A 26,235-nucleotide genomic window follows, 5' to 3' on the forward strand; every position below is an offset into this window, starting at 1 on the left:
GGCCCGACTGCTGCGAACGCGTTCTGACGCGTCAGCAGGCCATCTCGTAGGCGCGTTGCCTGCCCTTACGCCCGACAAAGTGCGGGGCGGAGTCGTCGCCAGCAGATGACGGCGCAGCCGAAGGTGACGAACGCATGATGGATGTCGTCGCGGATCTCCCAGCGGATGCGCAGGCGGCGGAACCAGTGCAGCAACGCGATCGCTCCTTCCACGACCCAGCGGTAGACGCCCAGGCCGGAGCCGTGCATGGTGCCGCGCCGGGCGATGTGCGGGGTGATCTGGAACCGGCGGGCCTTGTCCCGGTACACCTCGTGGTCATCGCCACGGTCGCGTACAGGTGCTTGGGGCGGCACAGTGGTTGGCCGCGCTTGCCGCGGACCGGCGGGATGGCCTGGATCAATGGGATCAGTTGGGTGACCTCGTTGCAGTTGCCGCCGGTGGTGATCGCGGTAGGTGGGATGCCGTGCGCCTCGACGATCAGGTGGTGCTTGCTGCCGGCCTTGCCCCGGTCCACCGGGGACGGACCGGTGGTCGGCCCGCTCTTCATCGCGCGGATGTGGCTGGAGTCGACCGCAGCGCGGGAGAAGTCCAGCAGGTCTGCGGCCCGTAGCTCGGAGAGCAGCAGCTCGTGCAGGCGCTGCCAGACCCCGACCTCGTTCCAGTCCCGCAGCCGTCGCCAGCAGGTCATCCCCGAGCCGAAGCATCAACTAGAACTGACACGACGTCATTCCCGGATCCCCAGAAGCCTCATTTTGTCAGGAGTCGTAAGGGCGCCGTCGGGGGGCAGCAGGGACCGATCTCGGAAAGATCTTTCGCAACGCTGGCACACCTTGGTCCTTGATCATTTTCCTTTGACGCCTGAAGGGTGGAGCGCTGATGGCCGGACGATGACCCGCCCCGAAGGACCCATCGAAGCGCCGTCGACGAGGTGCCGGAGGAGGACGAATGATCTGCCGGCCCTGCGCCAGGGCGGGTCGACGAGCGCCGCCCCGAGGACCGCGCCCGGTGCGTTGGCGACGGGTGCACGTGCCAGCACCGGCTCGTTGGCGACCGTCAGACGAAATGACCGCAACACAGCAGCCTCCGTCGGGATCATCCGGCGGGGGCTTTTTGCGTTCTCAGGATGCCAGTCCGGACCGCTTGGCCATCGCCGGCAGATCCGGTCGGCTGCGCTGGTGGAGGGTCCAGAGGACGCGGAGCACTTCCCGTGCCATGGGGTGGATCTCCGCCATCTGCGGAGCGACGTGGAAGGCGTACTTCAGCGCGTCCTCGGCCCCGACGAGATCTTTCGTTGCCAGGCGAGCACGCGCAGCGTCGATGGCCAGCCGACCGACCCGTGACGGCTTGAGCCCTGCGGGAGGGTTCTTGAGCAGCGGGGCCGCTACTTCGGCCGCCTTGTCGGGGTGGTTCAGCTCGATCTGCGCAGCCAGCTCGTACAGTGCGGTGTTGCCTTGGCCAAACGTCAGGTTGTGCTGAAGAACGTCGGGCCCGCTGATTCTCTCCGCCATCGCCTTTGCCCGCCTGACGTGGTCCGCGGTGGCGTTGGCGTCCTCGTGACGGCTGGCCAGGACGATGCCGCGGAGATGGAGCGATCCCAGATGGACGACGCGTTCCAGGTCGTCGCCCGGCGTCCGCTCGTACTGGACGATGGCGCGCTCGATGATGGCCAGCCCGTCGGAGTACTCGCCGGCTGACTGGTACGTCCCCGCCTCGTTCCACGCCGCAGCAGCCACGGCCTCGGGATTCCATGTCTGCTGAGCTGCCCACTGCTGACGTGACACGATCATGTCCGCCAGGTCCGGCTGACGGAAACGGTGAGCGCAGGCGTAGGCACAGCTATAGACGTCGGCCACCTGCCCCCACGCCACTGCGTCACCGTCGCTCTCCATTGCCGTTGCGGTGACCTGACCGAGAAGCTTGGGGAGGAGCTGGAGCAGCTTCAGATAGTCGGTATCGGCACGGAGCTGGGCGGCCCGCTGGAGGGACGCTGCCAGTTCGCCAGGAGGCGGAACGTCCTCACGCGGCAGCGTGTGACGACGTACGACGGTTCGGAGGGCGTCCATCAGCTCGTGCTGCTTCGACGGATCAGCGAATGGATCGCCGTAGATGCGGGCCGTCGTGACCTTCAAGGCGCTCGCCGCTGCTGCCACGTTCGGCGGAGTAGCCGGGCGAAGTCCAGTCTCGATCTTGCTCAGATACGAGAGCGTGATCCCCATTTGACGGGCGAGCCGTCTGGCTCAGCCCACGGACCTTACGCAATACCGCGATGTTCTCGCCCGCTGACGGTGCGCTGTGCATGGCCCCACTGTTGCACGGGAAAGTCCGTTCGTCCCTCCCTGCCAAGGGTTCTGACGCTCCGTTGTGCAAGTTTTGTGTTAACTGATCAGAAGTCACCCGTAGTTATCTGGTCACACAGGGGAAGTCAGTGACCGGGGAGCCGCAATGACCACCGACGAGTCAAACACCCTCGTATTCATCTACGACCGCGAAGGGACCAGTCAGACGGATCGATTGCTCGCCCGCATCAGCCTCTGTCGAGCCTACGCGGCCGAGATGAAATGGGACGTTGCAGGTCAATGGGTCGATCGCGGGGATGCCGCCGTGGGTGAACGTCGGCCGTTCTGGCAAGGCATGATCGCGGCAATGAAGCAGGAAGGTCAGGGACGCCGCATCGTGTGTCTGGTGGCGACCTGGAACCGCGTCGCGTATCTCCCGGTCGTTCGTGCTCATCTGCGGCAGCTCGTCACCGACATCGGCGGAACCTGCGTAGCCGTCGAAGACGCTGCGGCCCCTCCGCCTCCGCCTAGTTCCCAGGACGCGGTCCTGCGTCGGATCCGTGCCGGCGGGGTTCAGGTCCGGCCGGGGGCGACGCTAGTTCGTCACGAGGGGACGGCGTCGTGACCTGGTACTCCAGCAGAGACGACGACCGCATGTCGCGGCGAGAGGCGATCACGCGAGTTGCGACCATGACGCCTTGCGAAAAAGCCGCTGTGACGTTTGAGGACCGGGGGCGCGCAGCCATCAGGGCATCGTCGCGGTACCTGGCTGACCCGTCGACGTCGCTCGAAGACGCGCAGGCTGCGATCAAGCTGCTTCAGCTTGCTCTCTCGGACCTGATTATGGTCGCGGAAGACCGACAGCGACGGCTGGTGCAGTTCCAGGAAGCTGCCAGCCACCCCGCTTGATGGCTTCCTCGTCCCCACCCTCACCGGCTGCGGAGGGGCCGAGGGTCGGCGGCGGACGCTCCTCGCGCGTCATGCCCACGCCGCCGGCGGGGGCTCTTGAGACGTGGAAGGGACGTTCTCAAGGCCCCCGCATCAAGACCCCTGCCTGTCGGGCGCTGGAAAGTCAGGCGGGCAGGAAGCGGTCCGGGAGTGCTTTGGTCGGCTCCTCCCGGGCCGTGGTCCCGCTCCGAGTCCCGGTGACGTGCGACGGGATGAGGGGCGGGGGCCGGACGTAGACACCCCGCCCCGGTCGAGTGCTTGGAGGCTGACGACCGGGACGAGGACAGCGCACCACTCACAGAAAAGAGGCACGCACATGAGCAACGGTACAGCTCTGCTGTCCGACGAGGACCGCGCGGCCGTCATCGACACGGTGATGGTCAACAACCCCGACATGGCGCCGGGACTGGCCGGGCGCATCGTCGATGAGGCGGTGAAATACGTCGCGGCCGTCGCAACCGCTCCCGAACCGCTCACCCCGTCCAGGGTCGTCGACGAGGGGTGGCACGCGCTCATCCTCCACACCCGCGTCTACCGACGGCTGTGCGACAAGGTCGGCAAGTTCATCCACCACGTCCCGGAGCGCCCGGACCCGGTGAACCGAGACCCCGAGGCACTGACGAAGACTCAAGCCCAGATCGTCGCGATGGGTTACACCGTGGATGACGCGCTGTGGCTCGCACCGGGTGACACCTCCATCCCGGTCGCGGCGCACTGCCAGCACGGTCCCGGCGGCCCGGAGGGGAGCTGCACGGGCAGCGGCGAGGGCGACGGTCCGAGCGGCCCGAACTGACAACTGACTGACCGGCGGAGCGACGGCGCATACCATCATCACGGGAGGTGGCTATGTCGATACAGTGGGTGAACCCCGACCGGAGAGGGCTCGTGGCTGTCGTTGAGCAGCTTCGTGGCCCCCAGCCTCGGCCTGCGAACGCCTGCGGGTGTACGCGTCGGCGAGGACCGCGGATGACGGCGACGGTTATTGCAGTCGGCGGGATCGCCTACGCCGTCACGTGCAACAGGTGTGGCGGTAAAGGCGTCGTTCCGTAGGTCATCAGTCCCACCAGCGGTCCCGTCCGTGTGCTCAACCCGTGGCGCCGGGCGGGGCTTCTTCGTGTCTGGCTGCTGTCAGATCCCCGGTCGGTATCGAATCGGATGGTCCTCGGGTACCTCCACGACGGCGATCCGCACGCCGTCCGGATCCGCGATCCACATCTCCACCAGCCCCCACGGCTCCTTCTTCGGCGGCCGCAGCACCTCGACCCCCTGCGCGGTGAGCTCCTTGTGCGCCGCCGCCGCGTCCGCCACCTGGAGCCACAGCTGGAGGCCCGGGGCGGGCGGGGTGTCCGAGCGGCCGGAGACCTCCAGGAAGCCCCCGCCGAGGAAGTAGACCGTGCCGCGCTCGGGGCCCGTCCCGAACTCCCGGTAGACCGCCAGGCCCAGGGCCTCGCCGTAGAACGCCCGGGAGCGCTCGGGGTCCGTCGGCCGCAGCAGGACGCGGCTGCTCAGTACGTGAACCATGCCCGCGACCCTACGCAACCTGACCCCTTCGGGGCAGGTTAAGGTCTATTTGCCGCCACCGGCCGCCACACCGGCCACCAGTTGCCACACCGGCCACCGGCTGCCACACCGGCCACCGGCTGCCACACCGGCCACCGGTGGCCACCCCGGCTGCCCCGCCGTCACCGAAGGGAACCCTGCCGACGCCATGGACACCGCGGACACCACCGTACGAGCCACCGACCCCCTCACCTTCCGCACGGCCACCGAGGCCGATGTGGAGGGGCTCGTGGCACTGATCGAGTCGGCCTACCGCGGGGACGCCAGCCGCGCCGGATGGACCACGGAAGCGGACATCCTGGACGGGCAGCGCACCGATCCGGAGGATGTCGCGGACGTGGTGGGGGCCGAGAACGGCCGGATGATGATCGTCGAGCGGAACGGTGAGCTGATCGCCTGCTGCCAGCTCGAGCACCGCGGTGACCACGCCTACTTCGGCATGTTCGCGGTCCGGCCCGCGCTCCAGGGCGGGGGGCTGGGCAAGGTGATCATCGCCGAGGCCGAGCGGTTCGCACGGGCGGAGTGGGGCGCCAAGGAGATGCATATGACGGTGATCTCCGCCCGCGAGGAGTTGATCGCCTGGTACGAGCGGCGCGGCTACACCCGTACCGGCCGGATGACTCCGTTCCCGTACGGCGAAGAGCGCTTCGGTGTGCCGCGCCGCGCCGACCTCGAGTTCGAGCTGCTGATCAAGCCCCTCGACTGAGCCCCCCGAGGGGCTCTGAACGCCTCCGAGGACCCTCAGAGCCCCGCTCACGCCGTACGGGTGAACGCCGTATGGGTGAACGCCGTACGGGGGAATGCCGCCCGCGAACGCGTCACGCCGTGAAGCGCGCCGCCCGCCGGATCTCCGGGAAGTCGGTCGTGGCGCCGTCCAGGCGGAGGCCACGGACCAGCTTCAGCTGGTCGGGGGTGTTCACGGTCCAGCCGATGACCTTGAGGTCGTCGGCGTGTGCCTTCTCCACCAGCTCCAGGGTCAGCCTGCGGATGTTGAGCACCAGCATCCCGGCGCCGACGGCATGCGCCCGGTCGATCACATCGAGGCCGTAGCGGCTGGCCACGAGGGCGGTGCGGGCGGTCGGGAGCAGGGTGCGGATCTCCGCGAGCGCCTCGTCGTGGAAGGACAGGATGTCCACCCGGTCCAGCAGATCGCGCCGGGTCAGCACCTCGGCCAGCGCCCGGGCGGCCGCCGTGTCCTTGATCTCGGCCTGGAGCGGCGCCTCCACGGCGTCCACGACCTCCTCGAAGACCGGGATCCGCTCACCCTGCCCGGCGTCCAGCGCCCGCAGCTCCGCGAGGGTGAAGTCGCTGATCGGGCCCTTGCCGTCGGTGGTGCGGCCGACGTCCGCGTCGTGCATCACCACGAGCGCGCCGTCCTTGCTGAGGTGCAGATCCAGTTCGATGACGTCCATGCCCTCGTGCTCGGCGCGGACGAAGGACCGCAGGGTGTTCTCCGGCTCGACACCCATCACTCCGCGGTGTCCGATGGTGAGAAAAGTCAACGCTGTCTCGCTCTTCTGACGGCCCTCGACGGCCTTCGTCGGGTCGTCTGCGTCGGGTCGGGGGAGGCAGTGGGGTGGCTGATTCATCGGCACGCGGCGGACGGGCCGCCCGGACCGGCGCACACCCTACCGGCCGCTCATGACAGGACCGTTCAAGCGGGGCCGTGGCATGAGTCGAGCCGATGGGGGCAGGAAAAACTGCGGTGGTGCTGCTGTGGCGCAGGATGATTTCCCGTACCGTCGCTTGAGCGAGGGAGCGTCCATAGATACGGTGGTCATACGCGAGTTTCTTCGGTGAAGGAGTGGTCATGACGGAAATCCTTTCGTCTGCGATAGGTGAAGGTGCCGTTCTGTCCGCAGAGCGTGTGGTCGATCGTCCGGCCTGGCCGGCCCTCAAGGACGCTGTCGAAACGTTTCGCCCGTGGCAGTCCAAGGACGGTTCCATCGACTTCGAGGCCGAGGGCGCACCCACTCGGGAGACCGCCGCGGCGACCATCGACCGGGTGATCGCGGCCATCGAGGAGCTCGCCCCGCTGCTTCCGCACGACGCCGACTACCACCGGGCGGTCGTCGCGGATCTGCGCCGCTGGGCCGAGGAGGGATTCGGGGTCCCCGACTTCCTCGACTCGCTGCTCGCCTTCCAGCCCGCCCGCACGCGTGCCGACGGCCTCCAGCACCTCGTGGTCTTCCCCATGTACACGCAGAACGGCAACCCGGACCGCAATCTGGAGGCCGTGGTGCTGCGCATGGTCTGGCCGGAGTGGCTGGCCGAGCTGGAGCGCACCCGCTATGACAACCCGCTCTACTGCGGACTGGCCTTCGAGGACTTCACCTCCGGCTACGACACCAACTCCGCGGTGCTCTTCCCGGAGACCATCGCCGTCCGCGAGGCCCCCGAGCGGTTCAGCTGGGGCGGCATCTTCTGCGACCGCGAGGCGGCCCGGTTCCGCCGGGTCAGCGAGGCGGCCGTCCGGGCCCTGGGGATCGAACTCCCCGACGACATCCGGGACATGCTCGCCGACCAGCGCCGCTGCCAGGAGGCGTTCGCCCTGTGGGACATGGTCCACGACCGCACCCACAGCCATGGCGACCTGCCGTTCGACCCCTTCATGATCAAGCAGCGGCAGCCGTTCTGGATGTACGGACTGGAGGAGCTGCGCTGCGACCTCACCGCCTTCAAGGAGGCCGTGAAGCTGGACGCCGAGGGCGTCGCCCAGGGCCGTGACGTCCAGTACGCCGTGATCTTCGACCGGATGTTCCGGTTCCCGGTCACCGGTGCGCGGGTCCGCAACTACGACGGGCTCGGCGGCCAGTTGCTCTTCGCCTACCTCCACCAGCACGACGTCGTACGCTGGACGGACAACACCCTGCACATCGACTGGTCCCGCGCCTCGCAGGTCACCAACCAGCTGTGCGGCGAGATCGAGAAGCTCTACCGGGACGGTATCGACCGCCCCAAGCTCGTCCACTGGTTCAAGGCGTACGAGCTGGTGTCGACCTATCTCGCCCCGCACCCCGGCTCGGTCTGGGCCAAGGGCCCCGAAGCCCTGGACCTGAGCCAGCCGCCGCGCAAGCTCGTCGACGACGTGCTCCCCGACGAGTTTCCGCTGAGCATGTTCTACGAGGCGCTCGGGAAGAAGCTGCGTGACGTGGTCGCCTCCACCAAGGGCATCACGGCCGACAGTGACCTGTCGGCGGCGGCATGAGCACCGCGGCGGCGAGCCCCCAGGCGGGGCAGGAAGAGGAGGCGGCGAGCATGACCACACCGACATCGAGCCCCAGCCCGAACGAGCCGGGCGAGCGGCCGCTGGACGGTGCGGTGGTGGCGGTGGCCGGCGCGGCCGGCCCCGCGGGCCGGGCCGCGGTGCTCCGCCTCGCCGAGGCGGGTGCCACCGTCGTCGCCTCCGACGCCGACCCGGTCCGGCTGGCCGAGGTCGTGGACGCGGCGCGCTACGCCCACGGCGGCGCCAGCGTCACCGGTGAGACGGTCGACCTGCTCGACCTCGGCGCCGCCCGCGCCTGGGCCGACCGCACCGAGAAGGAGTTCGGCCGGGTCGACGGGCTGATCCACCTGGTCGGCGGCTGGCGCGGCAGCAAGACCTTCGCCGACGCCCCGCTCGCCGACTGGGACACCCTGCACAATCTGCTGATCCGTACCGCCCAGCACACCTCCCTCGCCTTCCACGACGCCCTGCTGCGCAGCGGCAAGGGCCGCTATGTGCTGATCAGCGCGGCGGGCGCCTCCAAGCCCACCGCGGGCAACGCCGCGTATGCCGCGGCCAAGGCCGCCGCCGAGGCCTGGACGCTCGCGCTCGCCGACTCCTTCCGCAAGCTGGGGGGCGAGGGCGGTCCGTCGGCGGCCGCTGCCATCCTGGTGGTCAAGGCGCTGGTGCACGACGCCATGCGGGCGGAGCGCCCCAACGCGAAGTTCGCGGGCTTCACGGACGTCAAGGAGCTGGCCGAGGCCATCACCGGACTCTGGGACCGGCCCGCCCAGGAAGTGAACGGAACCCGCCAGTGGCTGACCCCCAAGCCGTGAGGACCGACGCCCGCCGCCACCACGACCCCGAGGTACGCGGCTTCGCCAGCGACAACTACGCCGGCACCCACCCGGAGATCCTCGCCGCGCTCGCCCTCGCCGACGGAGGCCATCAGGTCTCCTACGGCGAGGACGACTACACCGCGCATCTCCAGTTCGTCATGCGCAGCCACTTCGGCCCGCACGCCCAGGCGTTCCCGGTCTTCAACGGCACCGGATCCAACGTCGTCGCCCTCCAGGCCCTCACCGACCGCTGGGGTGCGGTGATCTGCGCCGAGTCCGCCCATATCAACGTGGACGAGTGCGGGGCGCCCGAGCGCGTCGGCGGGCTGAAGCTGCTCACCGTCCCCACCGAGGACGGCAAGCTCACCCCCGAGCTCATCGACCGCCAGGCGTGGGGCTGGGACGATGAGCACCGGGCGATGCCGCAGGTGGTCTCGATCGCCCAGAACACCGAGCTCGGCACCGTCTACACGGTGGACGAGATCCGCGCCATCTGTGACCATGCGCACGAGCGCGGGATGAAGGTCCACCTCGACGGCGCCCGGATAGCCAACGCGGCCGCGTCGCTGGACGTGCCGATGCGCGCGTTCACCAACGCGGCGGGTGTCGACATCCTGTCGTTCGGCGGCACCAAGAACGGGATGCTCTTCGGCGAGGCCGTCGTCGTCCTCGACCCGGACGCGGTGGGCGCCATGAAGCATCTGCGCAAGCTGTCCATGCAGCTGGCGTCCAAGATGCGGTTCATCTCCGTCCAGCTGGAGGCCCTGCTCGCCCGCGACCTGTGGCTGCGCAACGCCCGCCACGCCAACACCATGGCGCAGCGGCTGGCGGATGGCGTGCGCGCGGTGGACGGGGTGGAGATCCTCCACCCGGTTCAGGCCAACGCGGTCTTCGCCCGGCTCCCGCACGAGGTGAGCGAACGCCTCCAGAAGCGCTACCGCTTCTACTTCTGGGACGAGGCCGCGGGCGACGTGCGCTGGATGTGCTCCTTCGACACCACGGAGGAGGACGTGGACGGCTTCATCACGGCCCTCAAGGAGGAGATGGGCCGGTAGGCCGTTTCCGGGAACGAGCGCACGGGGCGGGCCCCACGGCCCGCCCCGCGGCAGTCCGTCCTAGCGGCCCCGGTCCAGGGCCAGCGCCTCGGCCGGGGTGGGCGCGGTGCCGCCCAGGTGGGCCGGGACCCACCAGGTGTCCTCCGGGCCCTTGGGCCGCACCGGATAGGCCCGCTGCGCCGCCTCCAGCAGTTCCTGCACCCGGCCGCGCAGCCGCTCGGTCAGGGTGTCCGAGGGCTCGGTCGGGTCGGCCTCCATCGGCTCGCCGACCCGCATCGTGATCGGGTAGTGATGGCGGCCCAGGGCCCGCTTCTGGCCCTTGGTCCACAGCCGCTGGGTGCCCCACAGCGCCATCGGCAGCAGCGGGACGCCCGCCTCCTGCGCCAGCCGGGCCGCGCCCGACTTGAAGTTCTTGAGCGTGAAGGACCGCGAGATCGTCGCCTCCGGGAAGACGCCGATGATCTCGCCGGAGCGCAGCGCGCGCAGGGCGTGCTTGTACGCGTCCATGCCCGCCGCGCGGTCCACCGGAATGTGCTTCATCGCGCGCATCAGCGGCCCGGAGACCTTGTGCCGGAAGACCGACTCCTTGGCCATGAACCGCACCAGCCGCTTGGCCGGACGGGCGGTCAGCCCGCAGAAGACGAAGTCGAGATAGCCGATGTGGTTGCTCACCAGAACCGCGCCACCCGTCTGCGGGACATTCTCGGTGCCCTTGATGTCGAAGCGCAGATCGAGCGCCTTGAACATGGTGCGGGCGATGCCGATCACCGGCGGGTAGACGAGCTCTGCCATCGAGGACCCTTCGTCGTATGCCTGGGGAGGGCTCTCCCAGCGGAAGTTACGCGGCCGTAGGTATCCGGCTTCTGGCAGATGGTGCCCGATGTCGTCTCTTTGTGCTACCGCACGGCACGGCCCGGCCGAGAGATCCTCATCACGTCGGGGAGCCGCCGGGGAATCCCCGGGCCGCCCAGGACGCTGCACCAGGGAGGCCCGAACGGGAGGAGACAGGTGCGAGACGGCGACGGAAGCCGGCGGCTGGGCGCCGCCGAGCTCGGCGCGGAGCTGGGGGAGCGGGCGACGCTGATCCAGTTCTCCAGCGCCTTCTGCCAGCCCTGCCGGGCCACCCGGCGGACGCTGTCCGAGGTGGCCGCGATGGTGGACGGGGTGGCACACATCGAGATCGACGCCGAGTCGAGGCTGGAGCTCGTCCGGGCGCTGGACATCGCCCGCACCCCCACCGTGCTGGTGCTCGACGCGGCCGGGCGGGTCGTACGACGGGCCTCCGGGCCGCCGCGCCGGGCCGATGTCATCGCCGCTCTGGGTGATGCCGTGTGAGCCTCCGCGCCCCGGCCCCACTTGACGGTCCGCACCCCGCGTGGTCAGGGTGAACGGCATGCGGCCTGGACCCCTTCTTTACGGACGTGTGCACGTGGACCTGATGCGGACCGCCGGCGCACGGTGTCCGGGCGGGTGAGCGAACGAGAGGACAAGCGCAGCCCCCGCCCGCACCTCCGGCAGAAGGACAACTCCATGACGGCAACGCACGACCTCGGCACGTCCCCGCTGACGACGTCCGACCTCTTCCGCTCCGTCTTCCGCCGGCACGCCTCCGGCGTCGCCGTGATCACCGCCCAGGGCACCCGCCCGGTCGGCTTCACCGCCACCTCCCTCGCCTCCGTGGCCGCCGAGCCGCCGCTGCTCTCCTTCGGCGTGGGCACCGGCTCCTCGAGCTGGCCGGTGCTCTCCGAGGCCGAGTACGTCGGTGTCCACATTCTGGGCGAGCACCAGCGGGAGCTGGCCGGGACCTTCGCGCGCAGCGGTGCCGACCGCTTCGGACCGGCCACCGGCTGGCGCTCGGGACCGGAGGGCGTACCGGTGCTCGACGGGGTGCTGGCGTGGCTGGTGTGCCGGGTGGTGGCCCGGATACCCGCCGGGGACCACCGGGTGCTGATCGGCGAGGTCACCACGGGTACGGCGGCCGGGGCCGGCCGTCCGCTGCTGTACCACCAGGGGCGCTTCAACGCGCTCCGCGACTGACCTGCCACGCGCTCCGCGGCCGGCCCGCGCCCCCTCGGTTGGCATGTACGCCTCGCGTTGATCACGGCCGTTGGCAAGGTCACAGTTCAAGCGGGTTGCGCATGGGGAATGAGCTGGGTGTACTGACGAGTAATATTTTGCTGCGGTGCATGGGCCGCCCCGGCAGGAAACCGCCCGCGGTACCGCCCGGGTCCCGCCCCCGAAGGCGCCTATGCTGCCAGCAACAAGGCAGCTCGGTAGAGACGATGCAGTAGGAGAGCCGGCGTGAGCTTGAGGATCGTTGTCTGTGTTAAGTACGTGCCCGACGCCACCGGCGACCGGCACTTCGCCGAAGACCTGACCGTCGATCGCGACGACGTGGACGGCCTGCTCTCGGAGCTGGACGAGTACGCGGTCGAGCAGGCCCTCCAGATCGCCGACGAGGCCGATGACGCCGAGATCACCGTGCTGACCGTCGGCCCGGAGGACGCCAAGGACGCGCTGCGCAAGGCGCTGTCGATGGGGGCGGACAAGGCCGTGCACGTCGAGGACGAGGATCTGCACGGGACCGACGCGCTGGGCACCTCGCTGGTGCTGGCCAGGGCCATCGAGAAGACCGGCTACGACCTGGTGGTCTGCGGGATGGCTTCCACGGACGGCACGATGGGCGTGCTTGCGGCGATGCTGGCGGAGCGCCTGGGTGTGCCGCAGGTGTCGCTGCTGTCGGAGGTGTCGGTCGAGGACGGCACGGTGACGGGGCGCCGTGACGGGGACACCGCGACCGAGCAGCTTCAGGCGCGGCTTCCGGCGGTGGTGTCGGTGACCGACCAGTCCGGTGAGGCCCGCTACCCGTCGTTCAAGGGCATCATGGCGGCGAAGAAGAAGCCGGTGGCCTCCTGGGATCTGTCCGACCTCGACATCGAGGCCGAGGACGTGGGGCTGGAGGGTGCCTGGACGGCCGTGGAGGGCGCCACCGAGCGTCCGGCCCGCACCGCGGGCACGATCGTCAAGGACGAGGGCGAGGGCGGTAAGCAGCTCGCCGCCTTTCTCGCGGAGCGCAAATTCATCTGACGCTGCCTGGCGGGTCAGAAGTTCATCTGAGCCGCGCCGTCCCTACCGTCCAGATCTTTCGCATGTCGCAGGAGAGCGATTCCCATGGCTGAAGTCCTTGTCTTTGTCGACCACGTGGACGGTGCCGTCCGCAAGCCCACTCTGGAGCTGCTGACCCTGGCCCGCCGCATCGGCGAGCCGGTCGCGGTCTCCCTCGGCTCCGGTGCCGAGAACACCGCGCCCGCCCTCGCCGAGCATGGCGCGGTGAGGGTCCTGACCGCGGAGGCGCCCGAGTTCGCCGACTACCTGGTCGTTCCGAAGGTGGATGCGGTCCAGGCCGCGTTTGAGGCCGTCTCGCCGTCCGCCGTGCTGTTCCCGTCCTCCGCGGAGGGCAAGGAGATCGCGGCCCGGCTCGCGGTCCGTATCGGCTCGGGCATCATCACCGACGCGGTGGACCTGGAGGCCGGTGAGGAGGGTCCGGTGGCCACGCAGTCGGTCTTCGCCGCCGCCTTCACCACCAGGTCCCGGGTCAGCAGGGGCACTCCGGTGATCACCGTGAAGCCGAACTCGGCGGCGGTGGAGGCGGCCCCGGCCGCGGGCGCGGTCGAGGCGCTTGAGGTGTCCTTCTCGGAGAAGGCGACCGGTACGAAGGTCGTGGCGCGTACGCCGCGTGAGTCGACCGGGCGTCCGGACCTGACCGAGGCCGCGATCGTGGTCTCCGGTGGCCGTGGTGTGGGTGGCGCGGAGAACTTCCCCGTGGTCGAGGCGCTCGCCGACTCCCTGGGTGCGGCCGTGGGCGCCTCGCGCGCCGCGGTGGACGCGGGCTGGTACCCGCACACCAATCAGGTGGGCCAGACCGGCAAGACCGTTTCGCCGCAGCTGTACATCGCGGCGGGTATCTCGGGGGCGATCCAGCACCGGGCCGGTATGCAGACCTCGAAGACCATCGTGGCCGTCAACAAGGATGCCGAGGCCCCGATCTTCGACCTGGTCGACTACGGCGTGGTCGGTGACCTCTTCGAGGTCGTCCCGCAGCTGACCGAGGAGGTCAAGACCCGCAAGGGCTGACCCCCGCCGGATCTCCGCGAGGCCCCGCACGCGATGCGCGTGCGGGGCCTCGCGGCTGCCGGGAGGGTGTTGACCCGCGGTTCCACGGCTGGCTAACTTCACTGCACGGATCATCGTTTCCGTACAGCGGAAATGGCGGGAAGGGTGGAGGAGCGGACATGGAGCCTCAGAAGACGGTGCGGACCAGCCTGCCCGGTGCCGTACGGGCGTCCATCGCCGACTCCCTCGCCGCCGTCGACGCCGAGCTCGCCCGCCGCTATCCCGGCGACCCGGGCACCCGTCAGCCCGTCCACACCGTCTACGTCCCGGCCGACCTCTTCACCGCCGGTACGGTGCGCGACTGGGGCGACCAGGCGCTGGCGGCCCTCGACCGGCACGCCCCCGACGCCGCCTCCTTCGCCGCCGTCCTCGGCCTCCCCGGCGAACTCGCCGAACCCGTCCACACCCGGGTGCGGGCCAAGCTCGAGCGCGAGCCCGTGGAGGATCTGCGGATCGACTTCGAGGACGGCTACGGCCCCCGCCCCGACGCCGAGGAGGACGCCGCGGCCGTCCGCGCCGCCTCGCTCGTCGCGGCCGCCGGCGCGGAGGGCACCGCGCCGCCCTACGTGGGCATCCGCATGAAGTGCCTGGAGGCCGCCGTACGCGACCGCGGCATCCGCACCCTCGACATCTTCCTCACCGGGCTGATGGCGTCCGGAGGGCTGCCGGACGGCCTGGTGCTCACCCTGCCCAAGGTGACGTACGCCGAGCAGGTCACCGCGATGGCCCGGCTGTGCGAGGAGTTCGAGAAGGCGCACGGACTCGCCCCCGGCCGCATCGGCTTCGAGATCCAGATCGAGACCACCCAGGCCATCCTCGGCCCGGACGGTCGCGCCACCGTCGCCCGGATGATCGACGCCGCCGAGGGGCGGGCCACCGGACTGCACTACGGCACCTTCGACTACAGCGCCTCCTGTGGCGTCGGCGCCGCCCACCAGTCCATGGACCACCCCGTGGCCGACCACGCCAAGGCCGTGATGCAGGTCGCCGCCGCGGGCACCGGCGTACGGCTCTCCGACGGCTCCACCAACGTGCTGCCGGTCGGCCCCACCGAGCGGGTCCACGACGCCTGGCGGCTCCACCACCGCCTGGTCCGGCGGTCGTTGGCGCGCGCCTACTACCAGGGCTGGGACATGCACCCCGGCCACCTCCCGACCCGCTACGCCGCCGTCTACGCGTTCTACCGCGAGGGCCTGGAGGCGGCCGCGGAACGGCTCGCCGCGTATGTGGACCGTACGGCCGGAGGAACCGGCATCGCCGACGAACCGGCCACCGCGAAGGCGCTCAGCGGTCACTTGGTGCGCGGGCTGGACTGCGGGGCTCTCGACGGCGCCGAGGTCGAGCGGCTGACCGGGCTCGGCCGCGCCGAACTCGACGCGCTGGCGGGCCGCGTCGCCCCGGCTGCCTCCTGACCGACCCCGGAACACCGGATCCGCGGGAGCCCACGGATCGGCCCGTACCACCGGGCCCGCTGATCCGCTTGGCCACATCCGCTCACCCGCACGTGGCACCCGGGATGCGGCCCCGCCGGTGAAGGCGGGAGATGGGTGTCATGGCCAGAAGCGCCGTGTCGGCCCTGCTGATCCTGCTCGGTTGCCTCCTCGTACCGGTGTCCGTGCTGACGGTGTGGGTCCACGACATCGTCCTGGACACCGACCGCTATGTGGCGACCGTCGCCCCGCTCGCGAAGGACCCGGCGATCCAGGACACCGCCGTGGACCAGGTCAGCCAGGCCGTCGACATCCGCCACAACAGCCAGGAGATCACCGCCGGCATCGCCTCCTGGCTGCGCGCCCACGGCCTCCCGGAGCGGGCCGCCGACACCATCGAGGGGCTGGCCCCGCAGCTGGACTCGGCCCTGGACCAGGCGGTGCGGAAGGTGGCCGTCCACATCGTGCGCAGCGAGCAGTTCCCCGCCGTGTGGACCGGCGCCAACCGGGCCGCACACACCGCCGTCGTGAGCGCCCTCACCGGCAAGGGCGGCGGGCCGGTCGGCGTCGAGGGCCACACCGTCACCCTCAACGTCGGCGCCGCCGTGGAGCGGGTCAGACAGCAGCTGGTGGACGCCGGGCTCCCCGCGGTGACCGGCATCCCGGACATCCACCAGCGGCTCGTCCTCTTCCACTCCGACCGGCTCGACACCATCCGACGGTCGGCGCGCCTGCTCGACCTGGCCGGGAACTGGCTGCCCGCGCTGACCGTGACCCTCGGCGGTACGGGAGTGCTGCTCGCCCGCCGGCGCCGCCGGGCGCTCGCCCGCGCGGCCCTGGGCACCGCGCTCGCCTCCCTCGCCCTGGCCCTGGTCCTCGTGGTGGGCCGCCGCTACTACCTCGACCATGTGCCGACGAGCGTACTGTCCCGGGAGGCCGCCTCGGTCCTCTTCGACACGGTGGTGCGCTTCCTGCGGGTCACCGTGCTCACCGTGCTGGTGCTCGGCCTCGTGGTCGCGCTCGGCGCCTATCTGGCAGGGCCGGGGCGGCTGCCGAGCACCGTACGCGGCCGGGCCGAGGTCCTCGCCGACAGCGCGGCCCGCTGGGGCGCGGCCCACGGGATGCGCACCGGCCGGGCCGGCACCTGGACCGCCGACCACCGGCGGGGACTGACGACGACGGCCCTGCTGGTGCCGGTCGCGGTGTTCGCCCTGTGGAACCACCCCACCGTGCTGACGGTGCTCTTCCTGGTGCTGATCCTGCTGGCCGCCCTCGCCGTGATCGCCCTCCTGGCCGCCACGGGCCGCACGGGTGCACACGGCCGGGGCGGTTGAGCCGGGGCGGGGTGGTCCGCCCACAAGCCGTCAGGGGGCCAGGATGAGCACGATGAAGATCAGGCACGCGGCGACATTGACCACCCAGCTATGGGTGGTGAGCCATTCCCGGAGCCGGGGCATCGCGCGCCGCGCCCGGTCGCCGAGGAGGAGGTAGACCAGCAGCGGCAGTGCCGCGATCAGCACGGTGGCGGCGATGAACGGCAGCGCCGCCGTCCATTCCGCGTCGTGCTGCTCCAGATTCGCCCCCACGGTCAGCATGACCGCGATGTCGGACGGCATGAGCAGGATGATCAGAAAGCCGGTCGTGAGCGCCTTACGGGGATCGGCCTCCATCAGCGAGCCCAGCCACTTCGGCGGCTCGACCGTCCGCCGCTTCACCACGTTCTTCACGGCGACCAGCGCCAGCAGCCCCACCAGCACCAGTTGGACGACGACCGCCGCCACACCCCGACCGGACGAGTCGCCCGGTGCGATGGCCTGCCCCAGCAGCGCGAAGATCCCCCGGGCGAGGGCGACTCCCACCGCCGTGGCGATCGCCACCCCGAGCAGAAACGCCGGGCACACCCGCACCGGCCGCGCGGTGGTCACGAGGACGACGGCGGCCACGATCTGCGGCCCCGCCATCATCGTGACGGCCAGGGGAAGAACCTGGAGTCCCATGGTCCGCCCGCCCTTCCGGCCTCCGCCGCGTGGTGACGCCCCGCCCTCCCATTGGTACGCACTGCCCGCCCTTGTGGCATCCGCTGGTGAGCCGACCGGGGGCCGCCGTAAGCTGAGGATGTGGGTCCTGGTGGGGCCCTGGCGGCCTCGCCGGGTGTGTCCGACGGGAGGCAGACGATGGACTATCCACTGCTGAATGTTTTTCTGACCACGATGTGGGTCTTTCTGTGGATCCTGTGGCTGTTTCTGCTGTTCCGCGTGTTCGCCGATCTCTTCCGCGACGACTCGCTGAACGGATGGGCCAAGGCGGGCTGGACCGTCTTCGTCCTGGTGCTGCCCTTCCTCGGCGTCTTCGTGTACCTGGTGGCACGTGGCCGTGGGATGGGCATGCGTGAGATGAAGCGGGCCGAGAAGGCGGAGGCGGACTTCCGGGAGTTCGTACGGACGACCGCCGCCACGGGCCGCGCGGAGGAGCTCGAGCACCTGGTGGAGCTCAAGAATCACGGCGACCTCACGGCCGAGGAGTACGAGCGCGCCAAGGCAAAGGTGCTCGCCGCCTGAGAGGTGGTGGAACGCCTTCGGGTTGTCGCGGGCGAAGGCGCGGGCGCCGTCGGGGCCGGACCGGTCAGTACGGTCAGTACCGCAGCGCCGTGCCCACGTTCGCCGTGATGCGGCCGGTGAGCTTGCGGTGGCTGCGGGCGGTGGCCGGAGTGGGCTGGTCCGGGGGCACCTTGGACAGGCGCAGGACGACGGCGTCCACCAAGTCCCCGCTCGCGTCGCGGAAGTTGACCTCGATGGCGTAGCCGGCCGGGTGCTTGGCCCGGTTGGTCACGGTCAGCGGTGCCACGGCCCGTCCCGCGCCGTCGCGGCTCACCCGGCCGACCTTCACCTCGCGCTTGGCCTGGGATCCGCCCTTGATCTTGTCCAGCTCGGCCTGCGCCGACGCCCTCGCGGACGCGACGGCGGCGGAGGCCCGGGACACCTCGGACGACGGGGTGCCCCCGCCGTCCGAACAGCCGACGGCCGCCGGCGCCAGCACGGCCATGAGGCTCACCGCGCAGATCGTCCGCGTTCGGCGCCCGCTCATCGCATCTCCCTCGTTCCGTCGGACGGGCCCCGGGCCCTCCGCCTCCACCCTCGGGGGAGTGGGAGACCGAGGCAACCGGAGCGGGGCCGTTCAGGCGTTCGGGGAAGGGCGCCGTTCGGGGAAGGAGTGTCGTTCGGAGAGGAGGGCGCTCAGGATGTCGCGGGCGGGGGCAGTTCGCCCGAGCCGCGCGGGATCAGCCGGGTCGGCAGGACGAGCCGCCGGGGGTCCCCGCCCGCGCCGTCGAGGCGGCGGAAGAGCAGATCGGCTGCCGTACGGCCGAGCTGGGCCGAGTCCTGGGCTATGACGGTGATCCCGGGGGAGAGCAGATCGGCGAGCTCGAAGTCGTCGAAGCCGATGAGGGCCACCGGCGTGGCGGGCGCGGGGCGCTCGGCCAGGACCCGTACGACCGTGACGGTGACCCGGTTGTTGCCCGCGAAGAGCGCGGTGACCGGCTCGGCGGCGTCCAGCATCGCGGTGGCCGCGGTCCGGACCCGCTCCGGATCGGTGGGGCCGAGCGAGACCCAGGCGTCATGGACCGGCAACCCGGCCTCGCTCATCGCCGCGTGATAGCCGCGCAGCCGTTCGGTGGCGGTGTGGATGCCGGGCAGGTCGCCGAGGAAGCCGATCCGGCGGTGGCCATGGGCGATCAGATGGGCGACGGCGTCGTGGGAACCGCCGAAGCTGTCGGCGAGCACGGCGTCGGCGTCGATGCGCCCCGCGGGCCGGTCGACGAAGACGGTGGCGACCCCGGCCGCCATCTCGGGCGCCAGATAGCGGTGGTCATGGCCGGCCGGGATGATGACGAGGCCGTCGACCCGGCGCGCGCACAGCGCGAGCACCAGCTCCTGCTCCCGCTCGGGGTCCTCCGCGCTGGATCCGTTGATCAGCAGCGCGCCATGGGCCCGGGCGACCTCCTCGACGGCGCGGCTCAGCGGACCGTAGAAAGGGTCGGCCAGATCCTCCAGGACCAGTCCGATGCTCGCCGTACGGCCCTTGCGCAGAATGCGGGCGCTGTCATTGCGGCGGAAGCCGAGCGCGGTGATGGCCTCCTGGACGCGGCGCTCGGTGTCGGGGGTGACGCCCGGCTCGCCGTTGACCACTCTGGAGACGGTCTTGAGGCCGACTCCGGCCCGTGCGGCGACGTCCTTCATAGTGGGCCGGGTGCCGTAACGGCGTGTGGGGGTGCGGCTGGCGGTGCCCGGGGCGGTGTCGGTCACAGTGCGCTCGTCCCGTCGCTGGTCGTCGTGGGGGAAGGAGTGACGAGCATAGCCCCTGGACAACGTTGTCAGCGCCGGGAAGACTATGGCCGCACACCGAACACGTCCATGCCCACCAGCATGCCCACCAGGAGAGTCGACACCTATGCCACGTGACCTCATCGCCGCACTGGACATCGGCGGGACCAAGATCGCGGGCGCTCTGGTGGACGGAAGCGGAAAGCTGGTCGTACGGGCCCGCCGCGCCACCCTTGCCCAGGAGACCGGTGCCACGGTGATGGGCCAGGTCACCGCCGTGCTCGAGGAACTCGCGGCCACCGCGCACTGGTCGCGGGCCGCCGCCGTCGGCATTGGCAGCGCGGGCCCGGTGGACGCCTCAGTGGGCACCGTCAGCCCCGTCAACATCCCCGGCTGGCGTGACTTCCCGCTGGTCGCCGGGGTCCGGGAGACCACCGGCGCACTGCCGCTCTCGCTGGTCGGCGACGGGCCGGCGATGACGGCCGCCGAACACTGGCAGGGCGCGGCGCGCGGCCGTAAGAGCGCGCTGTGCATGGTGGTCTCCACCGGCGTGGGCGGCGGGCTGGTCCTGGGCGGCCGGCTGCACCCGGGCCCGACCGGAAACGCCGGGCACATCGGCCACATCAGCGTGGAGCTGAACGGCGACCCGTGCCCGTGTGGCGGACGCGGCTGTGTGGAGCGGATCGCCAGCGGCCCCAACATCGCCCGCCGCGCCCTGGACGGCGGCTGGCGCCCGGGGCCGGACGGCGACACCAGCGCCGAGGCCGTCGCCGCCTCGGCGCGGGCCGGAGACCCGGTCGCGCGGGCCTCCTTCGAACGGGCCGCCCAGGCCCTGGCCGCCGGGATCGCCGCGACCGCCGCGCTCGTCGAGATCGAGGTGGCGGTCGTGGGCGGCGGCGTGGCGGGCGCCGGGGACGTGCTCTTCGCGCCCCTGCGGCGCGCCCTGCGCGACTACGCGACCCTGTCGTTCGTCCAGGGGCTGGAGGTCGTCCCGGCGCAGATGGGCACCGACGCCGGGCTGGTGGGCGCGGCCGCCGCGGCGGCGCAGGAGGCGCGTCTCGAGGGGTTCGGCCCGGCGGCGGGCACGGGTCCGGCCGGGGACTGAGCCCCGCTCCTTCACCGTTTGACCATGACCCGCTGTCACCGTCTCCCCCTAAGCTGTTCGCCCTGAGCCCGGAAGTGTCCGGGCGCCCCTTTGACGACAGACCCTGGGGGAGGCGGAGCGGTGGCACCGGCGGACATGGGCGGCGATCTGTCCGGGCGGCTGCTGGGCGGGCGGTACCAGGTGACGGGCAGCCTCGGCCGGGGCGGCATGGGCGTGGTCTGCAAGGCCGTGGACACGGTGCTCGGCCGGGAGGTCGCGGTCAAGGTGCTGCGCGCCCACACCGACGCCTCCAGCGCCGAACTGGCCGATCTGCGCACCCGGATGCAGCGGGAGGCGCGGGCGGCGGCCCGGATCCGGCACTCCGGTGTGATCACGGTCCACGACGTGGCCGAGGAGGGCGGGCTGCCGCTCATCGTCATGGAGCTCATCGACGGGCCCTCGCTCGACGATGTGCTCGACGAGCGGGGCACCCTCGACCCCCGGGAGGCCGCGGGGATCGGCGCCGAGGTCGCGGACGCGCTCGGCGCGGCCCATGGCGCCGGGGTGCTGCACCGGGATGTGAAGCCCGGCAATGTGCTGCTGGACCGCGAGGGCCGTGTCGTCCTCACGGACTTCGGCATCGCGAGCCTGGAAGCGCCCGAGGACGGCGCCACCACCAAGCTGACCCGCAGCGGCGAGCTGATCGGCTCGCTGGACTATCTCGCGCCCGAGCGCGCCCAGGGCCAGGACCCGAGCCCGGCCTCGGACATCTGGGCGCTGGGGATGACGCTGTACGCGGCGGTGGAGGGCTCGTCGCCGTTCCGCCGCACCTCCGTGTGGTCCACGCTCACCGCGATCGTCAATGAGCCGCTGCCCGAGCCGCGGCTGGCCGGGCCGCTGGCCCCTGTGTTGCGCGCGTTGATGGACAAGGACCCGCGAGGGCGGCCGTCCGCCGCCGAGGCGCGCCGGATGCTGGCGGAGGTGGCCGCGGGGGAGACGCCGCGGGGTGCGGCCGGGCCGCCGCCCGTTCCATCGAGCGAGCCAGCCGCCTCCGCCCCGTCGCCGGGGTTCGGCCCGCCGCCCGTAGAGCCGCTGGTGAGCGGGGAGCCGGGCGCGGGGGACGGGGCCGGGGCGCGAAGCGCGGGGCGCAGGCGCCGCGGAGTGCTCATCGCGGCCGCGGCCGCCACCGTCGCGCTCATCGGCGGCGGGCTGACGTACGCGCTGGTCGGAGGCGATGGCCACACCACGGAGTCGGGGCGGACGAAGGATCCGCCGAGCGAACCGGCGGGTCCGGGGAAGACCGCCGCACCGGGCGGCGGTAAGGCGAGCGGCACGGCCGGGCAGGGCAGCGCGGAGCCGGCCGACACGGCCTCACCCACTCCGGACGGCGACAACGGCGACCAGGGCGGCCCGGCGGCCTCATCGGCCCCGCCCCCGGGCGCCGCGCCCGTCTGCCATGGCGGCGACGGCGGGCGGTACGACTGCGAGGTGTGGCGCGACGCCACCTCGTACACCCACGGCGGTGAGCCGGTCGGCACCCTCAAGCACGGTGTGAACTACTTCTCCTGCCAGGAGAACCTGGGCCGCCGGGAGACCTATGGCAAGTGGACGAACGTGTGGTGGGCCAGGACCGACGACGACAACGGCCATCGCGATGTCTATGTGAGCGTCGTCTACGTCAAGGGCGGCGACAATGACGCGCCCCTTCCCGGACTGCCCGAGTGCTGAGCCGGGGACGGCCGCGGGAAGGGGCGGATCTCATCGGTGGATCTCCATCGGTGGATCTCGTCAGCAGGTGAAGGCCGCGTCGGCCCAGTCCCCGTGATCGCTGGTGACCCCGTCCCCGCCGTCGGTGACGACGAGCCGGACCGTCTGCGCCCCGCCGATGGCGGCGTCAAGGGCGGTGGCCGGATCGGCGTTGGTCAGCGTCTTCGACGAGGCCACCTTGGTGTCGTCCGCCCAGACCTCGAAGCCGACCGTCCCGGCGGTGCCCTCCTCGTCGTCCACGCCGACCTGTGCGGTGAAGCGCGAGCACCGGCCCCCGGTGTAGTACGTGACCTCACTCGGCGCGTGCACGCCCAGGCCCTTGGCGTACGTGGTGCCGCCGAGGGTGAGCGGATGGCCGTCACCCGCGTCGTTCTCGCCGACGCTGGTGTTCTTCTCCACCGGGCCCCAGCCGTTGAGCGCGCTCAGCCAGGGCAGATCGCTCGCGTACGAGCTGCCGGAGGGCGGAGCGACCACCACATGGAGGGCCGAGACCAGCCGGGCGGCGGCCTTCTGGCCGCCCGGTGAGCGGTAGTCGGCGCTGACCGTCAGGTCGTACGCACCGGGCGCGGCTCCGGCGGGGGCGGTCACCTGCCAGCGCGTGGCCAGCTTCGAGCCGGTGGGCAGCGAGGCGGCCCGGGTCGGGGAGGTGGCCTTGATCCGCCAGCCGTCGGGGCCGGTGAGCCGGACCGAGACCTGCTGGGCCGGGGTGCGGCCGAGGTCGGTGAGCGTGGTGTCGACCTGGGCCGCGGCCCCGGCCTCGGTCAGCGCGGTGCCGTCGAGGCCGAGTTCGGCGGCGGGCGGGTAGGAGGCCCAGCGGGAGTCGGCCGAGGCCCGGTAGAGCACGGTGCCATGGGCCGGGACGGTGGCCGAGATGGCTCCGGCGGTGTTGTAGTCCTTGTGCGCCCACAGGTCGCGCAGCCGGTACGCGGTCGCCCGGGGCAGCCCGACCCCGGTCGCCGTGGTGGCGATGTGCTGCGGCCGGTCGGTCTCGTTGAACAGCGCGACGGCGCGGCTGCCGTCCGCCATCTCCTTGGCGACGACCCAGCGCCCACCCTCGGAGGAGACCACGGTGCCCTGCTTGCCCAGCGGGTCCTGATCGACGGCGATCACTTCGTGATTGCCGAGGATCTCGTACGTCTCGGCGTTGGCCTTGCGCAGATCGGTACCGATCAGCAGCGGTGCGGCCATGATCGACCACAGCGAGAAGTGGCTGCGGTACTCGGTGGCCGTCATCCCGCCGTTGCCGACCTCCAGCATGTCGGGGTCGTTCCAGTGGCCGGGCCCGGCGTACTTCGCGAGCGGCAGGTTCTGCTTGGCGATCGACAGCATGCTGCCCCAGCTGTCGCTGATGTCGCCCGTGGTCCGCCACAGATGGCCGACTTCCCCGGCCCACTCCCAGGGCTTGTTCTCGCCCCATTCGCAGATGCTGTAGACGATGGGGCGGCCGGTGGTCGCGGTCGCGGCCTTCAGGGCGTCGCGCATGGTGCGGTAGCGCTGCTTGGCGTCGACACCCTGGTTATTGCAGTTGTCGTACTTGAGGTAGTCGATGCCCCAGTCGGCGAACTGCTGGGCGTCGGACTTCTCATGGCCGAGGCCCCCGGGGAAGCCGGCGCTGTTGCAGGTCTTGGTGCCCGCGCTGGTGTAGATGCCGATCTTCAGTCCCTTGGAGTGGACATAGTCGGCGACGGCCTTGATGCCGTTCGGGAAGCGGACCGGATCGGGCACCAGCTTGCCATTGGCATCGCGCTGCGGCAGCGCCCAGCAGTCGTCGAGGTTGACGTACTGGTATCCGGCGTCCTTCAGCCCCTTGGCCACGAAGATGTCGGCGATGCCCTTGACCATCGCCTCATTGAACTCCGCGCGGCAGTGGGTGGAGTTCCAGTTGTTGAAGCCCATCGGAGGGGTGAGGGCGAGCCCGTCACCGGGCTCGCCGCCCGGGACGGAGGCCGGTGGGGTGACCTCGGCGGGATGCGCGGGCTGGGCGACGGCCGGGAGGGCCAGGCCGACCGTGGCCAGCAGACCGGCGCTCAATGCTCCGATGACTCTTCGCCTCGCGGGTCGAAAACAGCGGTGGCGCACGATGCGGGTCCTCCGTTCTCAACGGGGGTGACGCAGTGTCATAGCTGCGTCACATGCGAGCGTTTACGGTAGACCCTGTTGGAGTCTGTTGGAAGAGATGCGATAACAGTTGTTCGATATCTCGTCAAAACCCTTGACGATTCGCCTGGCCGCCGGGTGAGATCCCCTCACTCGCGTTCGGTTGTGTTTGATTGAACCTCTGTGGAGGGGCACATGGCACCGTCATCGTCAGGACATCGGATCTCCCGCCGTGCGCTACTACGAGGCACCGCGGCCGGAGCCGGCGCGGTAGCCCTTCCGACGCTGCTGACCGCCTGCGGTGGTCCGGGCAACGAAGTGAAGATCGGCTCCAATGCCTCCGACGCCGTGCCCCGCAAGGCGTTCGCCGAGGTGTTCAACGCGTACGAGAAGAAGTCGGACAAGAAGGTCAAGGTCAACACCGTCAACCACGAGGCCTTCCAGGAGGGCATCAACCGCTATCTGAAGGGCACCCCCGACGACGTCTTCATGTGGTTCGCCGGGTACCGCATGCAGTTCTTCGCCGAGCAGGGGCAGCTCGCCGAGATCAGCGACCTCTGGAAGGGCTTCGACGGCTTCTCCGACGCGCTCAAGGCGCAGTCCACCGGTAAGGACGGCAAGCAGTACCTCGTGCCGTACTACTACTACCCCTGGGCCGTCTTCTACCGGAAGAGCGTCTTCGCCCAGCGCGGCTACGAGGTTCCGAAGACCTTCGACGAGTTCCGGGCGCTCGCCAAGCGGATGGACAAGGACGGTCTCGACGCCATCGCCTTCGGCGACAAGGACGGCTGGCCCGCCATGGGGACCTTCGACTATCTCAATATGCGGGCCAACGGCTACGACTTCCATATCTCCCTCATGGGCGGCAAGGAGTCCTGGACCGATCCCAAGGTCCGAAACGTCTTCGACCTGTGGCGCGGACTGATGCCGTACCACCAGAAAGGCGCCAACGGGCGGACCTGGCAGGAGGCCGCGCAGAGCCTGGCGCAGAAGAAGTCCGGTATGGCGGTCTTCGGGCTGCCCCACCCTGGGCAGCAGTTCTCCGCCGCCGACCGCGATGATCTGGACTTCTTCCCCTTCCCGGAGATCGACTCCGCCTATGGCCAGGACGCGGTGGAGGCGCCGATCGACGGCTTTCTGCTGGCGAAGAAGTCCAAGCGGCAGAAGGAGGGCAAGGAGCTGATGAAGTACCTCGCCACCCCCGCCGCCGAGGAGATCTACCTGAAGCGGGACCCGAACAACATCGCCGTCAACGACAAGGCGTCCACCTCGTCGTACAACGCGCTTCAGAAGAAGGCCGTCGACCTCGTCTCGAACGCCAAGCAGATATCGCAGTTCATGGACCGGGACACCCGGCCGGACTTCGCGTCCCAGGTGATGATCCGGGCCATTCAGCAGTTCATCAACAAGCCGAACGACATCGACGGCCTCACCAAGGACATCGAGTCCCAGAAGAAGACCATCTTCGCCAGCGACTAGGAG

Annotated in this window: 25 protein-coding genes and 2 pseudogenes; 18 read left to right on the forward strand and 9 right to left on the reverse strand. The window is 70.6% G+C overall.

The window, feature by feature from the left end:
• Positions 1 to 65 precede the first annotated feature (65 nt).
• A pseudogene (locus tag KHP12_RS43560) lies at positions 66 to 697 on the reverse strand (IS5 family transposase); the annotation flags it as partial.
• 421 nt (positions 698 to 1,118) lie between these two features.
• Positions 1,119 to 2,219: pseudogene (locus KHP12_RS43565) on the reverse strand (hypothetical protein); the annotation flags it as partial.
• Positions 2,220 to 2,442: 223 nt separating this feature from the next.
• On the opposite strand from KHP12_RS43565, the gene KHP12_RS43570 reads away from it, so the two are divergent.
• From KHP12_RS43570 to KHP12_RS43580, 3 genes are all read left to right on the forward strand, one after another.
• Positions 2,443 to 2,901: a recombinase family protein gene (locus tag KHP12_RS43570; protein ID WP_086885480.1), complete on the forward strand. Its 459-nt coding sequence runs from the start codon at positions 2,443 to 2,445 to the stop codon at positions 2,899 to 2,901.
• On the forward strand, positions 2,898 to 3,185 hold the full coding sequence (locus KHP12_RS43575; RefSeq protein WP_086885481.1) for a hypothetical protein: 288 nt from the start codon (positions 2,898 to 2,900) through the stop codon (positions 3,183 to 3,185). Before KHP12_RS43570 ends, KHP12_RS43575 begins: the two co-directional genes overlap by 4 nt.
• 355 nt (positions 3,186 to 3,540) lie before the next feature.
• The gene (locus tag KHP12_RS43580; protein ID WP_086885482.1) at positions 3,541 to 4,017 is read left to right on the forward strand and encodes a glycine-rich domain-containing protein; all 477 of its coding nucleotides are present in this window, start codon (positions 3,541 to 3,543) and stop codon (positions 4,015 to 4,017) included.
• A gap of 335 nt (positions 4,018 to 4,352) precedes the next feature.
• Here KHP12_RS43580 and KHP12_RS43585 read toward each other — a convergent pair whose 3' ends face one another.
• Positions 4,353 to 4,745, reverse strand: coding sequence for a VOC family protein (locus KHP12_RS43585; protein ID WP_086885483.1), 393 nt, complete (start codon positions 4,743 to 4,745; stop codon positions 4,353 to 4,355).
• Between the two features lie 187 nt (positions 4,746 to 4,932).
• Here KHP12_RS43585 and KHP12_RS43590 point away from each other — a divergent pair, with 187 nt between their 5' ends.
• Positions 4,933 to 5,490: a GNAT family N-acetyltransferase gene (locus tag KHP12_RS43590; RefSeq protein WP_086885484.1), complete on the forward strand. Its 558-nt coding sequence runs from the start codon at positions 4,933 to 4,935 to the stop codon at positions 5,488 to 5,490.
• Positions 5,491 to 5,602: 112 nt separating this feature from the next.
• Here the strand turns inward: KHP12_RS43590 and KHP12_RS43595 are convergent, their stop codons facing one another.
• Complete coding sequence (locus KHP12_RS43595) at positions 5,603 to 6,286, reverse strand: glycerophosphodiester phosphodiesterase (protein ID WP_086885485.1); 684 nt, start codon at positions 6,284 to 6,286, stop codon at positions 5,603 to 5,605.
• A 308-nt stretch (positions 6,287 to 6,594) separates the two neighbouring features.
• On the opposite strand from KHP12_RS43595, the gene KHP12_RS43600 reads away from it, so the two are divergent.
• Genes KHP12_RS43600 through KHP12_RS43610 form a run of 3 tightly spaced genes read left to right on the forward strand, consistent with a single transcriptional unit; the run spans position 6,595 to position 9,883 of the window.
• Positions 6,595 to 7,992: a DUF6421 family protein gene (locus KHP12_RS43600; protein WP_086885486.1), complete on the forward strand. Its 1,398-nt coding sequence runs from the start codon at positions 6,595 to 6,597 to the stop codon at positions 7,990 to 7,992.
• A 50-nt stretch (positions 7,993 to 8,042) separates the two neighbouring features.
• Positions 8,043 to 8,825 (forward strand): SDR family NAD(P)-dependent oxidoreductase, encoded by a 783-nt coding sequence (locus tag KHP12_RS43605; RefSeq protein WP_086885487.1) that lies wholly within the window; start codon positions 8,043 to 8,045, stop codon positions 8,823 to 8,825.
• Entirely contained in the window at positions 8,822 to 9,883 is a 1,062-nt protein-coding gene (locus tag KHP12_RS43610; RefSeq protein WP_198549150.1) for a threonine aldolase family protein, read from the forward strand. The genes KHP12_RS43605 and KHP12_RS43610 overlap by 4 nt, the downstream gene beginning before the upstream one ends.
• A 60-nt stretch (positions 9,884 to 9,943) precedes the next feature.
• Here KHP12_RS43610 and KHP12_RS43615 read toward each other — a convergent pair whose 3' ends face one another.
• Positions 9,944 to 10,675, reverse strand: a complete 732-nt coding sequence (locus tag KHP12_RS43615; RefSeq protein ID WP_037963862.1) for a lysophospholipid acyltransferase family protein — start codon at positions 10,673 to 10,675, stop codon at positions 9,944 to 9,946.
• Positions 10,676 to 10,858: 183 nt separating this feature from the next.
• On the opposite strand from KHP12_RS43615, the gene KHP12_RS43620 reads away from it, so the two are divergent.
• The 7 genes from KHP12_RS43620 to KHP12_RS43645 all read left to right on the forward strand — a co-directional run bounded on the left by KHP12_RS43620 (position 10,859) and on the right by KHP12_RS43645 (position 16,820).
• Entirely contained in the window at positions 10,859 to 11,218 is a 360-nt protein-coding gene (locus KHP12_RS43620) for a TlpA family protein disulfide reductase (RefSeq protein WP_086885489.1), read from the forward strand.
• A 58-nt stretch (positions 11,219 to 11,276) separates the two neighbouring features.
• Positions 11,277 to 11,357, forward strand: coding sequence for a putative leader peptide (locus KHP12_RS53655; protein ID WP_317259516.1), 81 nt, complete (start codon positions 11,277 to 11,279; stop codon positions 11,355 to 11,357).
• Between the two features lie 56 nt (positions 11,358 to 11,413).
• Positions 11,414 to 11,920 (forward strand): flavin reductase family protein, encoded by a 507-nt coding sequence (locus KHP12_RS43625; protein WP_086885488.1) that lies wholly within the window; start codon positions 11,414 to 11,416, stop codon positions 11,918 to 11,920.
• A gap of 264 nt (positions 11,921 to 12,184) precedes the next feature.
• The gene (locus tag KHP12_RS43630; RefSeq protein ID WP_210609008.1) at positions 12,185 to 12,970 is read left to right on the forward strand and encodes an electron transfer flavoprotein subunit beta/FixA family protein; all 786 of its coding nucleotides are present in this window, start codon (positions 12,185 to 12,187) and stop codon (positions 12,968 to 12,970) included.
• 84 nt (positions 12,971 to 13,054) lie between these two features.
• Positions 13,055 to 14,017: an electron transfer flavoprotein subunit alpha/FixB family protein gene (locus KHP12_RS43635; protein WP_210609007.1), complete on the forward strand. Its 963-nt coding sequence runs from the start codon at positions 13,055 to 13,057 to the stop codon at positions 14,015 to 14,017.
• 158 nt (positions 14,018 to 14,175) lie between these two features.
• Positions 14,176 to 15,468: a DUF6986 family protein gene (locus KHP12_RS43640; protein ID WP_086879760.1), complete on the forward strand. Its 1,293-nt coding sequence runs from the start codon at positions 14,176 to 14,178 to the stop codon at positions 15,466 to 15,468.
• Positions 15,469 to 15,608: 140 nt separating this feature from the next.
• On the forward strand, positions 15,609 to 16,820 hold the full coding sequence (locus KHP12_RS43645) for a hypothetical protein (protein WP_086879763.1): 1,212 nt from the start codon (positions 15,609 to 15,611) through the stop codon (positions 16,818 to 16,820).
• A 30-nt stretch (positions 16,821 to 16,850) separates the two neighbouring features.
• On the opposite strand, the gene KHP12_RS43650 is transcribed toward KHP12_RS43645, so the two are convergent.
• Positions 16,851 to 17,483: a GAP family protein gene (locus KHP12_RS43650; protein WP_086879759.1), complete on the reverse strand. Its 633-nt coding sequence runs from the start codon at positions 17,481 to 17,483 to the stop codon at positions 16,851 to 16,853.
• A gap of 177 nt (positions 17,484 to 17,660) precedes the next feature.
• Between KHP12_RS43650 and KHP12_RS43655 the strand changes: the two genes are divergently transcribed.
• Complete coding sequence (locus KHP12_RS43655; RefSeq protein ID WP_086879758.1) at positions 17,661 to 18,044, forward strand: SHOCT domain-containing protein; 384 nt, start codon at positions 17,661 to 17,663, stop codon at positions 18,042 to 18,044.
• Between the two features lie 73 nt (positions 18,045 to 18,117).
• On the opposite strand, the gene KHP12_RS43660 is transcribed toward KHP12_RS43655, so the two are convergent.
• Together KHP12_RS43660 and KHP12_RS43665 are read right to left on the reverse strand one after the other, a co-directional pair.
• Entirely contained in the window at positions 18,118 to 18,570 is a 453-nt protein-coding gene (locus tag KHP12_RS43660) for a hypothetical protein (protein ID WP_211834519.1), read from the reverse strand.
• Positions 18,571 to 18,719: 149 nt separating this feature from the next.
• Positions 18,720 to 19,787, reverse strand: coding sequence for a LacI family DNA-binding transcriptional regulator (locus tag KHP12_RS43665; protein WP_037961999.1), 1,068 nt, complete (start codon positions 19,785 to 19,787; stop codon positions 18,720 to 18,722).
• A gap of 145 nt (positions 19,788 to 19,932) precedes the next feature.
• On the opposite strand from KHP12_RS43665, the gene KHP12_RS43670 reads away from it, so the two are divergent.
• Both KHP12_RS43670 and KHP12_RS43675 read left to right on the forward strand, forming a co-directional pair.
• Positions 19,933 to 20,910 carry an ROK family protein gene (locus tag KHP12_RS43670; protein ID WP_211834520.1) on the forward strand — a complete coding sequence of 326 codons (978 nt, stop codon included), beginning with the start codon at positions 19,933 to 19,935 and terminating at the stop codon, positions 20,908 to 20,910.
• 135 nt (positions 20,911 to 21,045) lie between these two features.
• Positions 21,046 to 22,617, forward strand: a complete 1,572-nt coding sequence (locus tag KHP12_RS43675; protein ID WP_086879762.1) for a serine/threonine-protein kinase — start codon at positions 21,046 to 21,048, stop codon at positions 22,615 to 22,617.
• Positions 22,618 to 22,677: 60 nt separating this feature from the next.
• Here the strand turns inward: KHP12_RS43675 and KHP12_RS43680 are convergent, their stop codons facing one another.
• Positions 22,678 to 24,735, reverse strand: a complete 2,058-nt coding sequence (locus KHP12_RS43680; protein WP_086879755.1) for an NPCBM/NEW2 domain-containing protein — start codon at positions 24,733 to 24,735, stop codon at positions 22,678 to 22,680.
• 213 nt (positions 24,736 to 24,948) lie between these two features.
• On the opposite strand from KHP12_RS43680, the gene KHP12_RS43685 reads away from it, so the two are divergent.
• Complete coding sequence (locus KHP12_RS43685) at positions 24,949 to 26,232, forward strand: ABC transporter substrate-binding protein (RefSeq protein WP_166484439.1); 1,284 nt, start codon at positions 24,949 to 24,951, stop codon at positions 26,230 to 26,232.
• Positions 26,233 to 26,235: the final 3 nt, after the last annotated feature.

It is taken from the genome of Streptomyces asiaticus (assembly GCF_018138715.1).
GTDB classification, from domain to species: Bacteria; Actinomycetota; Actinomycetes; order Streptomycetales; family Streptomycetaceae; genus Streptomyces; species Streptomyces asiaticus.